General features: G+C 39.7%; 13 protein-coding genes and 1 pseudogene. 10 read left to right on the top strand and 4 right to left on the bottom strand.

The window, feature by feature from the left end:
- From DBU79_RS02510 to hopZ, 7 genes are all read left to right on the top strand, one after another.
- Positions 1–792 (top strand): shikimate dehydrogenase, encoded by a 792-nt coding sequence (locus DBU79_RS02510; RefSeq protein ID WP_154411445.1) that lies wholly within the window; start codon positions 1–3, stop codon positions 790–792.
- Positions 792–2,726 carry an RNB domain-containing ribonuclease gene (locus DBU79_RS02505; RefSeq protein ID WP_154411444.1) on the top strand — a complete coding sequence of 645 codons (1,935 nt, stop codon included), beginning with the start codon at positions 792–794 and terminating at the stop codon, positions 2,724–2,726. Before DBU79_RS02510 ends, DBU79_RS02505 begins: the two co-directional genes overlap by 1 nt.
- Complete coding sequence (holA, locus tag DBU79_RS02500) at positions 2,716–3,738, top strand: DNA polymerase III subunit delta (protein WP_154411443.1); 1,023 nt, start codon at positions 2,716–2,718, stop codon at positions 3,736–3,738. The genes DBU79_RS02505 and holA overlap by 11 nt, the downstream gene beginning before the upstream one ends.
- Positions 3,739–3,880: 142 nt before the next feature.
- Entirely contained in the window at positions 3,881–4,309 is a 429-nt protein-coding gene (gene rpsF / locus DBU79_RS02495; protein WP_154411442.1) for a 30S ribosomal protein S6, read from the top strand.
- A gap of 9 nt (positions 4,310–4,318) precedes the next feature.
- On the top strand, positions 4,319–4,864 hold the full coding sequence (locus DBU79_RS02490; RefSeq protein WP_154411441.1) for a single-stranded DNA-binding protein: 546 nt from the start codon (positions 4,319–4,321) through the stop codon (positions 4,862–4,864).
- Positions 4,865–4,886: 22 nt separating this feature from the next.
- Positions 4,887–5,144 carry a 30S ribosomal protein S18 gene (gene rpsR / locus DBU79_RS02485; protein WP_000440196.1) on the top strand — a complete coding sequence of 86 codons (258 nt, stop codon included), beginning with the start codon at positions 4,887–4,889 and terminating at the stop codon, positions 5,142–5,144.
- A 472-nt stretch (positions 5,145–5,616) separates the two neighbouring features.
- A complete protein-coding gene (gene hopZ, locus DBU79_RS02480; RefSeq protein ID WP_154411440.1) occupies positions 5,617–7,638 on the top strand; it encodes a Hop family adhesin HopZ in 2,022 nt (673 codons plus the stop codon).
- 581 nt (positions 7,639–8,219) lie between these two features.
- Here the strand turns inward: hopZ and DBU79_RS02475 are convergent.
- Positions 8,220–8,450: a YdcH family protein gene (locus DBU79_RS02475; protein ID WP_000468330.1), complete on the bottom strand. Its 231-nt coding sequence runs from the start codon at positions 8,448–8,450 to the stop codon at positions 8,220–8,222.
- A 119-nt stretch (positions 8,451–8,569) separates the two neighbouring features.
- On the opposite strand from DBU79_RS02475, the gene alaS reads away from it, so the two are divergent.
- From alaS to DBU79_RS02460, 3 genes and pseudogenes are all read left to right on the top strand, one after another.
- On the top strand, positions 8,570–11,113 hold the full coding sequence (gene alaS, locus DBU79_RS02470) for an alanine--tRNA ligase (protein ID WP_154411439.1): 2,544 nt from the start codon (positions 8,570–8,572) through the stop codon (positions 11,111–11,113).
- A gap of 1 nt (position 11,114) precedes the next feature.
- On the top strand, positions 11,115–11,687 hold the full coding sequence (gene maf / locus DBU79_RS02465; RefSeq protein ID WP_154411438.1) for a septum formation inhibitor Maf: 573 nt from the start codon (positions 11,115–11,117) through the stop codon (positions 11,685–11,687).
- A gap of 119 nt (positions 11,688–11,806) precedes the next feature.
- Positions 11,807–12,063 (top strand): annotated as a pseudogene (locus DBU79_RS02460) (hypothetical protein).
- A gap of 78 nt (positions 12,064–12,141) precedes the next feature.
- Here DBU79_RS02460 and DBU79_RS02455 read toward each other — a convergent pair.
- The 3 genes from DBU79_RS02455 to DBU79_RS02445 all read right to left on the bottom strand — a co-directional run bounded on the left by DBU79_RS02455 (position 12,142) and on the right by DBU79_RS02445 (position 14,992).
- The gene (locus DBU79_RS02455; RefSeq protein ID WP_000534759.1) at positions 12,142–13,146 is read right to left on the bottom strand and encodes a formamidase; all 1,005 of its coding nucleotides are present in this window, start codon (positions 13,144–13,146) and stop codon (positions 12,142–12,144) included.
- A gap of 167 nt (positions 13,147–13,313) precedes the next feature.
- Positions 13,314–14,441 (bottom strand): glutamine-hydrolyzing carbamoyl-phosphate synthase small subunit, encoded by a 1,128-nt coding sequence (gene carA, locus DBU79_RS02450; RefSeq protein ID WP_154411436.1) that lies wholly within the window; start codon positions 14,439–14,441, stop codon positions 13,314–13,316.
- The gene (locus DBU79_RS02445; RefSeq protein ID WP_001237418.1) at positions 14,441–14,992 is read right to left on the bottom strand and encodes a DUF507 family protein; all 552 of its coding nucleotides are present in this window, start codon (positions 14,990–14,992) and stop codon (positions 14,441–14,443) included. The genes carA and DBU79_RS02445 overlap by 1 nt, the downstream gene beginning before the upstream one ends.
- Positions 14,993–15,012 lie beyond the last annotated feature (20 nt).

Raw genomic sequence — 15,012 nt, 5'->3', positions numbered from 1 at the left:
ATGAAATTAAAATCTTTTGGGGTTTTTGGAAATCCCATTAAACATTCCAAATCGCCCTTAATCCATAACGCTTGTTTTTTGACTTTTCAAAAAGAATTAGGGTTTTTGGGGCATTACCACCCCATATTACTCCCTTTAGAAAGCCGTATCAAAAACGAGTTTTTGCATTTAGGATTGAGTGGGGCTAATGTAACCTTACCCTTTAAAGAAAGGGCGTTTCAAATTTGCGATAAGATCAAAGGTATCGCGCTTGAATGCGGAGCAGTCAATACGCTTGTTTTGGAAAATGATGAGCTTGTGGGTTACAATACCGACGCTTTAGGGTTTTATCTTTCTTTAAAGCAAAAAAACTATCAAAACGCTTTGATTTTAGGCGCTGGGGGGAGCGCTAAAGCTCTAGCGTGCGAATTGAAAAAACAAGGCTTAAAGGTGAGCGTGTTAAACCGCTCTTCTAGGGGATTGGATTTTTTCCAACGCCTGGGCTGTGATTGTTTTATGGAGCCTCCTAAAAGCGCTTTTGATTTGATCATTAACGCTACTTCAGCGAGTTTAAATAACGAATTGCCTTTGAATAAAGAGGTTTTGAAAGGGTATTTTAAAGAGGGCCAGCTCGCTTATGATTTAGCGTATGGGTTTTTAACGCCTTTTTTGTCTCTGGCTAAAGAGTTAGAAACCCCTTTTCAAGATGGGAAAGACATGCTTATCTATCAAGCTGCTTTAAGTTTTGAAAAATTCAGCGCTTCTCAAATCCCTTATTCAAAAGCGTTTGAAGTCATGCGAAGTGTTTTTTGATGCAAGGGTTTTTAAGAAGCCTGTTTTTTGGGGTTAAAAAGATCCCTAAACGATTCGCTCCCCTAGTAGAAAAGGGCGTTTTAAAAGAAGCGCTTCAATCAAACAAGGATCGCTATTTTTTAAAAGAAGGCTTTGATATAGGCAGGATTGAGCGGGCAGAAAATAAGGCGTTTTTCATTTCTTTAGCGAAAAATTACCCTAAAGACCCTTTAATCAAAAACTTACCCCCATCTTTTAAAACAGACGCTTTGATTTTATGCCAAATAGAATGTTCTAAAAAACGCCCCATAGCCTTTTTTAAAGCCGCACTTTTTGATGCGCAAGACACGATGATAGCTTACTTGGCTAAAGAAAAAAACCAGATTGTGGCTATCCCTTTTAAAGAGGCTTTTAAAAAGCCTATTCTTTTAAAGCACAGCCAAAGATCCTTATTAGCATTGCCTAGGCATTGCGTGGTAAAGATCGATCTTAAAAAGCGTGAAATCAGCGAAATTTTAGGGGCTTTAGAAGATCCTTTAATAGATGAAAACCTTTCTTTAAGCCTTTTTGACAGGATTAAGGATTTTTCAAAAGATTGCCTAAATTTAGCCCAATATTACGCGCAACTCAAAGCGAGCGATTTTAAAGACAGGATCAATTATTCTCGCATCCCTTTTATCACCATTGACCCCAAAGACGCTAAAGATTTTGACGATGCGATTTTTTATGATCAAGAAAAAAGGGTTTTGTTTGTGGCGGTTGCTGATGTGAGCGAATTTGTGCCGAAATATTCCAGTTTGGATAAAGAAGCTAGAATTAGGGGCTTTAGCGTGTATTTCCCTAACAGCGTCTATCCCATGCTGCCTTTGAGTTTGTCTCAAGGGGCATGCTCGCTAAAAGCGTTTGAAAAACGCCTGGCTTTAGTGTATGAAATCCCTTTAGATAATTTGAAAAACGCCCGATTGTTTCAAGGCGTCATTGAAGTTAGGGCTAATTGCACTTATGAAGAAATCAATCATTTTTTAAACGCTAATCAAAGCTCTTTAGATAAAGATTTGCAACAAAGCCTTTTAGAGTTTTTAGAGGTGGCTTTAAAGTTAAAAAAGGAGCGTTTAAAAAAGGGGTTTAATTTCAATTCCTTTGAAAACAAGCTGTATTTGAATAAAGAAGGGCGTATAGAAAAAATTGAAACAGAAAAAGAAAGCGATGCGCACACCCTTATAGAAGAAGCCATGCTCTTAGCCAACCAGTCTAGTGCTAGGTTATTAGATGAGCATTTTCACAATAAAGGGATATACCGCACCCATAAAGAGCCAAGTTTGGAGCAGCAAAAACGCCTCTACGACAAGCTTTTTGATTATGAGATTGTGCGCCCTAAAAACATGGGTTTTTTTCCTTTTTTAGAGCATGCCTTAAAGATAGCCAAAGAAAAGAGTATAGAAAGAGAAGTTTCACGCTTAATCATCAAGTCTCAAAATTTAGCCCTTTATAGCCCCATGCAAGAAAGCCATTTTGGTTTGGGGTTTGCTAGCTATACGCATTTCACTTCGCCCATTAGACGATACAGCGATCTAGCCTTACACAGGCTTTTAAAAGAATTATTATTCCATCAAGCTAAAGGCTGCTCGTATTTGTTAGAAGAAACGCCTGAATTATGCTCTGAATTGAACGCTTTACAAAAAAAGGCCGCTTTGATTGAAAGGGATTTCATCAAGCGCAAATTCGCCCGCTTGGCTTTAGAGTTTTTAGAAAAAGAGTTTTTGGGCGTGGTTTTAGAGGTTAAAGATTGGGTGGTGGTGGAGCTAAAAGAGTGGGTAGGGCTTAAAGTTTTGATCAAAACGAACAAGGTTTTTAATCCGTTAGAAAAGGTGCGCGTTAAAATCACGCATGCGGATTTGATTTTAGGGCAAGTTAGAGGCGAAATCACAGAAAGGATTAAAGAGCATGTATCGTAAAGATTTAGACCATTATTTAAAACAACGCCTCCCTAAAGCGGTGTTTTTGTATGGGGAGTTTGATTTTTTTATCCATTATTATATTCAAACGATTAGCACGCTTTTTAAATGCGATAACCCTGACACAGAAACCTCGCTTTTTTATGCGAGCGATTATGAAAAAAGCCAGATTGCGACCCTTTTAGAGCAGGATTCTTTATTTGGAGGGAGCAGTTTAGTCATTTTAAAACTGGATTTTGTGCTGCATAAGAAATTTAAAGAAAACGATATCAATCTTTTTTTAAAAGCCCTAGAGCGGCCTAGCCATAACAGGCTTATCATAGGGCTTTATAATTCTAAAAGCGACACCACCAAATACAAATACAGCAGCGATACTATCGTTAAATTTTTCCAAAAAAGCCCCTTGAAAGATGAAGCAATCCATGCACGCTTTTTTATCCCTAAAGCGTGGGAGAGTTTGAAATTCTTACAAGAAAGGGCGAATTTTTTGCATTTAGACATCAGCAGCCATCTTTTAAACGCTCTTTTTGAAACCAATAACGAAGATTTAAGCGTTTCGTTTAACGATTTAGACAAGCTAGCGATATTAAACGCGCCCATCACTTTAGAAGACATTCAAGAATTAAGCTCCAATGCGGGGGATATGGATTTACAAAAACTCATTTTAGGGCTTTTTTTGAAAAAAAGCGTGCTTGATATTTATGATTATTTGTTAAAAGAGGGCAAAAAAGATGCGGATATTTTAAGGGGGTTAGAGCGCTATTTTTACCAGCTTTTTTTATTTTTCGCTCACATTAAAACGACCGGTTTAATGGATGCTAAAGAGGTTTTAGGCTACGCTCCTCCTAAAGAGATTGTAGAAAATTACGCTAAAAACGCCCTGCGTTTGAAAGAAGCCGGCTATAAGAGGGTTTTTGAAATTTTTAGGTTATGGCACATTCAAAGCATGCAAGGGCAAAAGGAATTGGGTTTTTTGTATTTGACCCCCATTCAAAAAATCATCAACCCTTGAAAAATGATCCAGTTTTGAGCTTTAATATTCCAATAAAACTCAATTTAATCCAAAAACAAGCGAAAGCAAGGTATAATCAAAAGTTTTTTAGACCTTGCTCTTTTTTAGTAAAAAAAGGGCTATACAACCACAAGGAGAATGGATGAGGCATTATGAAACGATGTTTATTCTCAAACCTACTTTAGTAGAAGAAGAGATTAAATCCAAAATTGAATTTTACAGAGAAGTGATCACTAAGCATCACGGCGTGATTGAAACGAGCCTGGATATGGGCATGCGTAATTTGGCTTATGAAATCAAAAAGCACAAAAGAGGCTATTATTATGTGGCGTATTTCAAAGCAGAGCCGTCCATGATTTTAGAGCTTGAACGATTGTATCGCATCAATGAAGATGTGTTGCGTTTCATTGTGATCAAATACGAAAGCAAAAAAGAGGTGGAAGCGTGGCATGCGTTAGTGGATAGGGCTAATAAAAAGCCATCACACGCTAAAGAAAAACACGAAAAAACCGAACACACGCATTCTAACCATGTAGAGGAAGCAGAAAGCGTAGGATCTCATAGCGAATAAGGGCTTATCATGTTTAATAAAGTGATTATGGTAGGGCGTTTGACTAGGAATGTGGAGTTGAAATATTTGCCTAGCGGTTCGGCTACGGCTACAATAGGTTTAGCCACAAGCAGGCGTTTCAAAAAGCAAGACGGCACGCTAGGCGAAGAAGTGTGCTTTATAGATGCGCGTTTGTTTGGGCGAACGGCTGAAATCGCTAACCAGTATTTGAGCAAGGGTTCAAGCGTTTTGATAGAAGGGCGTTTGACTTATGAGAGTTGGATGGATCAAACGGGCAAAAAAAATTCCCGCCACACTATCACAGCGGACTCGTTGCAATTTATGGATAAAAAGTCAGACAATCCTCAAGCAAACGCCATGCAAGATAGCGTAATGCATGAGAATTTCAACAACGCTTATCCTGCTAATTATAACGCTCCTAGCCAAGATCCTTTTAACCAAGCCCAAAGTTATGCAAAAAACGCTCACGCTAAAGAGAATTTACAAGCACAGCCGTCCAAGTATCAAAACAGCGTGCCTGAAATCAATATTGATGAAGAAGAAATCCCCTTTTAAGGGTTAAAATTAAGGAGACATTATGGAAAGAAAACGCTATTCGAAACGCTATTGCAAATACACTGAAGCTAAAATCAGCTTTATTGACTATAAAGATTTAGACATGCTCAAGCACACGCTATCAGAGCGCTATAAAATCATGCCAAGAAGGTTGACAGGCAATAGCAAAAAGTGGCAAGAGAGGGTGGAAGTGGCGATCAAAAGAGCCCGCCACATGGCTTTAATCCCCTACATTGTGGATAGGAAAAAAGTCGTGGATAGCCCTTTTAAACAGCATTAAACTTTTTAGGGCTAATGGGGGGGCATGCCCTTTTAAGACAAAATGAAAAAGCTTGATTTTAGCGGTGGTTTCTTAAGCGTTATTAGTGGGAATGTTATTTTAAAATACCCCCTTAAGAGTTTTACAGCCAAAACTAAAGCGATCCCATTTAAAATACCCCCTTAAGAGTTTTATAACCAAATCTAAAGCGATCCTGCCAAGTAACCAAACCCCCATTTTATCGCTATCTTTGATTAAAACAAATTTTAACCCCTTTTTAATCATTTAAAATGGTTCAAAAATACCAAAAAACCTTTTTTTTTTTTTTTTTTTTTTGAAACAACAAAACGCCCCATTAGCGCAAAAATTCTAAATTTTCTCCAAATGACAAAAAAAAAAAAAACGATTTTATGCTACAATCCTTTAAATACATTTTTAATGTATGAAATTTCAATCACTCAATTTAATTTCAAGGATTTCAAGGAGAAAATTTATGAGAAAAACCCTTTTACTCTCTCTCTCTCTCTCTCTCGCTGCTTCGCTTTTAAACGCTGAAGACAACGGCTTTTTTATAAGCGCGGGCTATCAGATCGGTGAAGCCGCTCAAATGGTGAAAAACACCGGCGAATTGAAAAAACTCTCAGACACTTATGAGAATTTGAGCAACCTTTTAAACAATTTTAACAACCTCAATCAGGCGGTAACAAACGCGAGCAGCCCTTCAGAAATCAACGCTGCGATCGATAATTTAAAAGCAAACACGCAAGGGTTGACCGGTGAAAAAGACAATTCCCCAGCGTATCAAGCCGTCTCTTTAGCGCTCAATGCGGCGGTAGGCTTGTGGAATGTGATAGCTTATAATGTCCAATGCGGTCCTGGTAACAGTGGCCAACAAAGCGTAACTTTTGAGGGCCAACCAGGACACAATTCAAGTTCCATTAATTGCAATTTAACCGGTTATAATAACGGGGTTAGCGGCCCTTTAAGTATTGAGAACATGAAAAAGCTTAACGACGCTTATCAAGCTATCCAACAGGCTTTAAAACAAGATAGCGGATTTCCTGTTTTGGATGGTGCAGGAAAACAAGTAACTATAAATATAACAACACAAACTAATGGGCGACAACAAGAGAAAACTACTACTACTACTACTACTACTATTACCAATAACGCTCAAACCCTTTTACAAGAAGCCAGTAAAATGATAGGCGTTCTCACTACAAACTGCCCATGGGTAAATACCGCTGCTAACTCAAACGGAGGGGCGCCGTGGGATTTAAATACGACAGGGAATGTGTGTCAGGTTTTTGCCACTGAATTTAGCGCGGTTACTAGCATGATCAAAAACGCCCAAGAAATCGTCGCACAAGCTCAAAGCCTTAACCAGCAAAGCAATCAAAGCGCGCCGCAAGATTTCAACCCTTACACTTCTTCTGATAGGGCTTTCGCTCAAAACATGCTCAATCATGCGCAAGCCCAAGCCAAGATGCTTGAACTAGCCGATCAAATCAAAACCAATCTCAGCACTATCCCTACACATTTCGTTACAAGCTACTTGGCAGCTTGCCGCAATGGGGGTGGGACAACACCTAATGAAGGGGTTACTTCCAACACTTGGGGGGCTGGTTGCGCGTATGTGGAAGAGACGATAACGGCTTTAGATAACAGCCTTGCGCATTTTGGCACTCAAGCCGAGCAAATCAAGCAATCTGAGTTGTTGGCGCGCACCATACTTGATTTTAGAGGCAGCCTTAGCACTTTAAACAGCACTTATAACAGCATCACCACGACCGCTTCAAACACGCCCAATTCCCCCTTCCTTAAAAATTTGATAAGCCAATCCACTAACCCTAATAACCCTGCGGGCTTAAAAACCGTTTATCAAGTCAACCAAAACGCTTATTCGCAATTACTAAGCGCCACGCAAGAATTAGGGCATAACCCTTTCAGGCGCGTTGGATTAATCAGCTCTCAAACCAACAACGGCGCGATGAATGGGATCGGCGTGCAAGTGGGCTATAAGCAATTTTTTGGTGAAAAAAGAAGATGGGGATTAAGGTATTACGGCTTTTTTGACTATAACCATGCTTATATCAAATCCAGTTTTTTCAATTCAGCCTCTGATGTGTTCACTTATGGGGTAGGGACAGATGCCCTTTATAACTTCATCAATGATAAAACCACCAAAAACAGCAAGATTTCTTTTGGGGTGTTTGGCGGGATTGCGTTAGCCGGCACTTCATGGCTGAATTCCCAGTATGTGAATTTAGCGACCTTCAATAATTTCTATAGCGCTAAAATGAATGTGGCGAATTTCCAATTCTTATTCAATTTAGGCTTGAGGATGAACCTCGCTAAAAACAAAAAGAAAGCGAGCGATCATGCCGCTCAGCATGGCGTGGAATTAGGCGTGAAGATCCCCACGATCAACACCAATTACTATTCTTTGCTAGGCACTCAACTCCAATACCGCAGATTGTATAGCGTGTATTTGAATTATGTGTTTGCGTATTAAAAGCTTGCGTTAAACCCTTTGTGAACTCTCTCTTTTGGGGGTTTTTTTTAAACCCTCTTTTTTGAACCATTTCTTTTTTTGGGGGGGGTTTAATTTTGAAGCCTTTGTTTTGAACTCTCTTTTTTAAACCCTTTCTTTTTTAAACCCTTTCTTTTGAACTCCCTTTTTTGGGGGGGGTTTGATGAAAAATCCTTTTTAGCGTTTTTGGTATTAGTTAGTAGAAAACTTGACGCATAAGTCAGCGATAGTTTTTAAAAAAGCGCTTCTTTAATATAGGGGGGTTAAGTTGGATATTAAAAAGGGGGAGAATGGTTTCAAAGACTTCCTATCTTTTTAAGAAAATAAAACAAAACTTGAGAAAATGATTTTTACAACAAAATGAGAGCCAAAACGATAAAACAAAATTTTAAAAACCCATTTTTAAAAAATGTAAGGAACGCTAAAATTAATAAAGCTTATGGTGGGAATAAAGCTAAAAACAACCTAACGCTTTAATTCAAATCAAAGCGTTAAATCTAAACTAAGCGTTAAAGCCAAAACACCTTTTAAAAAGCGTTTTGGCGTGTTTTCACAAAGATGATTTAAGCGCGTTCAGATTTTTGCTTCTCTCTATACTCTATGATCATGCTGTGGATTTCGTCTTTTAATTTTAATTTTTGTTTTTTCATGTGGCTGACTTCAGCGTCGCTAGCGTTTTGTTGCTCAGCGGTTTTGATGTCATCATCAAGCTGGTTGTGTTTCTCAAAAATCTTATCAAAATGCGGGTTATTCGCTTTTAACACGCTGATTTCGTCTCTAAATTCATGGAACATGGTTTTCTCCTTTAAGTTTGGATGTTTAAAGTATAATAAACTATCTTTTTAAAAAAACAACTTAAAAGAGCTATAAAATAGCCTTAAAATGCACGATAAAACAACAAAAAGGAATACCCATGGATATTCGCAACGAATTTTTACAATTTTTTCGCAATAAGGGGCATGCCGTTTATCCTAGCATGCCTTTAGTGCCTAATGACGCTACCTTGCTTTTTACCAATGCCGGCATGGTGCAATTTAAAGATATTTTTACCGGGATGGTGCCGCGCCCTAGCATTCCCAGAGCGACAAGTTCGCAATTGTGCATGCGAGCGGGTGGCAAGCATAACGATTTGGAAAATGTCGGTTATACCGCAAGACACCACACGCTTTTTGAAATGTTAGGGAATTTCTCTTTTGGGGATTATTTCAAAGAAGAAGCGATTTTGTTTGCGTGGGAATTTGTAACCAAGAATTTAGGGTTTAAGCCTAAAGATTTATATATCAGCGTGCATGAAAAAGACGATGAAGCCGTTAAGCTATGGGAAAAGTTTGTGCCTTTTGACAGGATTAAAAAAATGGGCGATAAAGATAATTTCTGGCAAATGGGCGATAGCGGGCCTTGCGGGCCTTGCAGTGAAATCTATATTGATCAAGGCGAAAAACACTTTAAGGGGAGCGAGGATTATTTTGGGGGCGAGGGCGATAGGTTTTTAGAAATTTGGAATTTGGTGTTCATGCAATACGAACGTTCTAATGATGGCGTTTTGTCCCCCTTGCCAAAGCCTAGCATTGATACAGGCATGGGATTAGAAAGGGTGCAAGCGCTGTTAGAACATAAGCTCAATAACTTTGATTCTTCATTATTTGCACCCTTAATGGAAGAAATCAGCGAGCTTACAAGCCTGGATTATGCGAGCGAATTCCAACCAAGCTTTAGGGTAGTGGCCGATCACGCAAGGGCGGTAGCGTTTTTGCTCGCTCAAGGGGTGCATTTCAATAAGGAAGGCCGTGGCTATGTTTTAAGGCGCATTTTAAGGCGAGCCTTAAGGCATGGGTATTTAATGGGCTTGAAAGAATCGTTTTTATACAAAGTCGTGGGCGTGGTGTGCGAGCAATTTTCTAACACGCATGCGTATTTGAAAGAATCTAAAGAAATGGTAATGAAAGAATGCTTTGAAGAAGAAGAGCGCTTTTTAGAAACTTTGGAATCGGGCATGGAATTGTTTAACTTGTCTTTAGAACATTTGAATGAAAATAAAATTTTTGATGGCAAGATCGCTTTCAAGCTTTATGACACTTTTGGTTTTCCTTTGGATTTAACGAACGACATGCTAAGAAGTCATGGGGCGTGCGTGGATATGCAAGGCTTTGAATCTTGCATGCAAGAGCAAGTGAAACGTTCTAAAGCTTCATGGAAAGGCAAACAAAATAACGCTGATTTTAGCGCTATTTTAAACGCTTATGCACCCAACGAATTTGCGGGGTATGAAACGACAGAATGCTCTGCTAAAGCCTTAGGGTTTTTTGATAGCGATTTTAAAGAAATAACAGAGGCAAATCCTAACCAAGAAGTTTGGGTGTTGCTAGAAAAAACCCCATTTTACGCTGAGGGTGGGGGGGCTATAGGCGATAGGGGCACGCTTTTAAAGGACAATGAAGAAGCGGCTATAGTGTTGGATACAAAAAACTTTTTTGGGCTTAATTTTTCGCTCCTTGAAATCAAAAGAGCGCTAAAAAAAGGCGATCAAGTGATCGCTCAAGTGAGCGATGAACGCTTAGAAATTGCCAAACACCATAGCGCGACGCATTTATTGCAGAGCGCTTTAAGAGAAGTTTTAGGCCCGCATGTGAGTCAAGCAGGGAGTTTAGTGGAATCCAAACGATTGCGCTTTGATTTCTCACACCCTAAAGCACTCAATGATGAAGAGCTAGAAAAAGTAGAAGATTTAGTCAACGCTCAAATTTTCAAGCACCTAAATAGCCAGGTGGAGCATATGCCCTTAAATCAGGCTAAAGATAAGGGAGCGTTAGCGTTATTTAGTGAAAAATACGCTGAAAATGTGCGGGTGGTGAGCTTTAAAGAAGCGTCCATTGAATTGTGTGGGGGAATTCATGTGGAAAATACCGGGCTGATTGGGGGGTTTAGGATTGTAAAAGAAAGCGGGGTGAGTAGCGGGGTCAGACGCATTGAAGCGGTGTGCGGGAAAGCCTTTTACCAACTGGCTAAAGAAGAGAGTAAAGAGCTTAAAAACGCTAAGATTGCATTAAAAAATAACGATGTGATAGCCGGCATTAACAAGCTTAAAGAGAGCGTGAAAAACAGCCAAAAAACCCCCGTTTCTGTGGATTTACCGGTTGAAAAAATCCATGGCGTGAATTTAGTGGTGGGCGTAGTGGAACAGGGCGACATTAAAGAAATGATTGACCGATTGAAAAGCAAGCATGAAAGATTGCTCGCTATGGTGTTTAAAAAAGAAAATGAGCGAATAACTCTCGCATGCGGGGTGAAAAACGCGCCCATAAAAGCGAATGCGTGGGCTAATGAAGTGGCACAAATTTTAGGGGGCAAAGGGGGCGGAAGAGGCGATTTTGCGAGCGCTGGAGGCAAGGATATTGAAAAATTGCAAGCCGCGCTCAATTTGGCGAAAAACACCGCTCTTAAAGCTTTAGAGGGATAGCATGGAGCTTATTTTAGGCTCTCAATCTGGTGCTAGGGCAAATCTTTTAAAAGAGCATGGGATTAGGTTTGAACAAAAAGCGCTTCATTTTGATGAAGAAAGCCTAAAAACCACAGACCCTAGGGAGTTTGTCTATTTAGCGTGCAAGGGGAAATTAGAAAAAGCTAAAGAATTGCTCACAAACAACTGCGCTATCGTGGTGGCTGATAGCGTGGTGAGCGTGGGTAATCGCATGCAACGAAAAGCTAAAAACAAACAAGAAGCCCTTGAATTTTTAAAATGCCAAAATGGTCATGAAATAGAGGTTTTAACCTGCTCTGCATTGATTTCTCCCGCATTAGAATGGCTGGATCTATCGGTTTTTAGAGCGCGTTTAAAGGCGTTTGATTTCAGCGAAATAGAAAAATATTTAGAGAGCGGTTTGTGGCAAGAAAGCGCGGGCTGTGTGTGTTTAGAGGACTTTCATAAGCCCTATATTAAAAGTTCAAGCGAGAATTTAAGCGTGGGGTTGGGGCTGAATGTGGAAGGCTTGTTAGGGGCACTAAAATTAGGGGCTAAACTTTCATCATTATAAACGCTATCATTTAATTTTATTCTATAAAACACTAATACTATTTTAGCTAGCCACCCCCTTGACAAACAAAAAAAACGATATACTCTAGCATTTGATGTTTAAGGAGTTGTCATGGGGTCTTGGTCTCGTATTCTTTTATCAATTTTGGTGGTGGTTTTGGGATTAGTGCTTGTTGCCATGCTAATAAATTGGCATGTTTAACGGGAATGATCTATTTTGGCTATGGCATTATTACAGATTTTAACGCTCTATCAGCCGCAATGGGGTGGTGGTCTTTATCAAAAATAACATGGTTTTGCATAGGCTATGTGCTTTTTGGTCGCTCGCGCTTATTATGGGTCGTCTTACATGCTCTGTGATAGAAGACTATTCGTAAAAATTGATTGAAAAAATTAAAATAGGGGAGAAACTAGAACCTTTAAAAATAGGTTCTAGCAAAATATAAGGTTAGGGATTATTTCCCAAAACGCCCACCGGTGGTAGGGTAGCCATAAATAGAGCCGTCTTTGATTTTCATGTGATCTTCCCAAGGCAATTTGTATTTACCAGCGGCTAAGTCTTTGATGTAGGTTAAGCCTGCGTCATGTTCTCCGCCCGGTTTAGCCACATACCCTCTATGGCCTAGGTTGTAAATGTTGTTTTCTAAGCCCCAGCTTAAGCGGGCGTTGTCTGCCATTTTAGGGTAGATTTCCCCGGTTACAATCTCCCAAGGGTTGCGGTGCCCTTGAACAAGAGTCGTGCCATCAAAGTTACAGATTTGCCCTTCGCCAAAGTAGTAAAAGACATTATCATAGCCGGCTAAATTCACGCTCACGGTATACATCAAATTGTGCCATGCGTTGGAGCGGTTGGTCAAAATCCATTGATCATTGACTTGAGTGCTATAGCCTGAAATGCGGATATACACATTGCACCCTTTATAGGCCGCTTCTCTAGCGAGCTCTGGAATCATGCCGTCATGGCAAATGCACACGGCTAATTTTGATCCGCCCGGCCCCTCGCACACAGGCATTCCTAAATCCCCAGGATACCATGGTTCAATGGGATTCCATGGGAATAGCTTGCGGTATTTTAAAATGATTTTACCTTGCGGATCAATGATAATAGCGGTGTTGTAGGGGTTTTTGTTAGAATCAGGATTGCGTTCCATGATTGAAAAAACACCATAAACTTTCGCCTCTTTACACGCTTGAGCGTAAGCTTCTGTCTCTTTACCCGGGACATCTAATAAAAACTCTTCACTGAGCCACTTAGCGGTATTCAAACCTTGCGTGCTATATTCAGGGAAAATGATAAGTTCCACTCCCGGATACCCCGCTTTAGTCGCATGCAAGGTTCTAATAATGCTTTCAATATTGTGATCAATATCCTTACGGCTATTGACAATTGGCACAGGAAACTGAATGGCTGCCACTAAAAACCCTTCAATAGGTTTGCCCATACTACCGATACTTCCCATAATAACTCCTTCTAAAAGTTTTATCGCAATAACAATAATAGTTATTGCGAGAGAATACTATTGCAAGAAAACTAATTTAGAGTAAATGCGAGATTTTTTGATAAAAAGATTTAAATCTATTTTTAAAGCGCTTTTTCAACTTCTATAGGTGCTGTTTTAAAAAACCCCTAAAAACCCTTTAACAATTCCACAAATTCCTTAAAAATATAGCGGCTCTCTTTGGGGCCGGGGCTGCTTTCTGGGTGGTGCTGGACAGAAATAATGGGAGCATTTTTATAACGCACGCCCTCAATGGTGTTGTCAAAAAGATTGCGGTGCGTGATAATAGCGATTTCTTCAATTTCTTCAGGGACGCAATAGTTGTGGTTTTGCGCGGTGATTTCAACGGCGTTTGTTTTTAGGTTTTTAACGGGGTGGTTGCTCCCATGATGGCCAAATTTGAGCTTGTAAGTAGGGTAGCCTTGCGCGATAGAGAGCAATTGATGCCCTAAGCAAATGCCAAACATGGGGATTTTAGCGTTAATGAGTTGTTTGATTTCTTCAATTTCTTGTTGCAAACTCAAAGGATCGCCTGGCCCGTTAGAGAGAAAAATCCCGCTAATTTCTTTTTTTTCATAGGCCTCAATCAGCTCGTTCGCTTTAGTGTGGTGCGGGTAAATAAGGGCTTTTAACCCCACATTTTGAAGCTCGTTTAAAATATTGCCCTTAGCCCCAAAGTCTAGCACCGCAATAATTTTATGAGAGGTTTTTTCATCAAAAGGCTTGTAATCTAGGGTTTTGAAATCAAAAGCCGCGCGCTGGTGCGTGGTGATTTTTTGCGTAGAAACGCTAGACACTAAGGGGGAGTGAGAAATTCTAGGGGCGTTTTTTAAAATTTTTTCAAGCTTGTTTTTGTCATGCTCGATCGTGGAAGCGACCATCATCAAGCACCCATGATGGCGTAAGGTTTTAATCAAACTCCTGGTATTAACCCCGCAAATCCCTAAAACACCGCGCTTTTTTAAATAAACGCTCAAGCTAAAATCCGCCCTTGAATTAGAAAAAAATTCGTTGTAATGGCGCGCTAAAACCCCTGCGCATGAAAAAAAGGATTCATCATCTTTAGAATTAGCGCCCACAACCCCAATTTCAGGCATGCTAAAAACCACAAATTGCCCTTTATAGCTAGGGTCGCTAATGACTTCTTGATAGCCGCTCATAGAAGTGTTAAAAACAAGCTCGCCCACTTGTGTGCCGCTAGCCCCAAAACTCTGCGCTTGTAAAAAAAGCCCGTTTTCTAAATAGAGAGAGACCATTATAAGAAGCCCTTGCGTCTTAATTCTTCTTCATAGAGCCTTTCAAACACCAACTCGTATTCATCGCTCCCTACGGGTAATTTGCGTTTATAATGCTTGATTTTTTCATGCACTTCATTTTCAATGCTTTCATACGCTTTAGAATAGGTGTCAATAGATTTGTAAATCAAATTCCTTATCAAATTTTCAGACACGCTAAACATGATCAAATCTTCATCTAAGATTTTATTCAAAATCTGGTGTGATAAATCGTTACACCTTTCTTCCCAAAACAAATGGAAGCCCTCTTTTTGAGCGATCTGTCTTTTAATCATCCAAAAAAGCTGTCTTTCATCCATCCGCATGAATTCTATCTCATCGGTGTTTTCTTCTAAAAGCTCTCTGGCTTGCTCATCTATGGCGTTTTCTTTTTTAACGCTTTTTTCCAAAATCCCCTCTATCAATTCGCACAACAATTCTCTAGGGGCTTTTAATTCTAATAATTTTGAATGGATAAAGTCGTTGGCAATCTTATGGCTTATATGGTTTATATGGGTTAGTTTGAGTCTCATGATTTTTCTCGCATATTTTA

It is taken from the genome of Helicobacter pylori, assembly GCF_009689985.1.
Classification (GTDB): Bacteria; Campylobacterota; Campylobacteria; order Campylobacterales; family Helicobacteraceae; genus Helicobacter; species Helicobacter pylori_CG.
The sequence above is the reverse complement of the archived record's forward strand: the minus strand, read 5'-3'. Positions and strand labels throughout refer to the sequence as shown.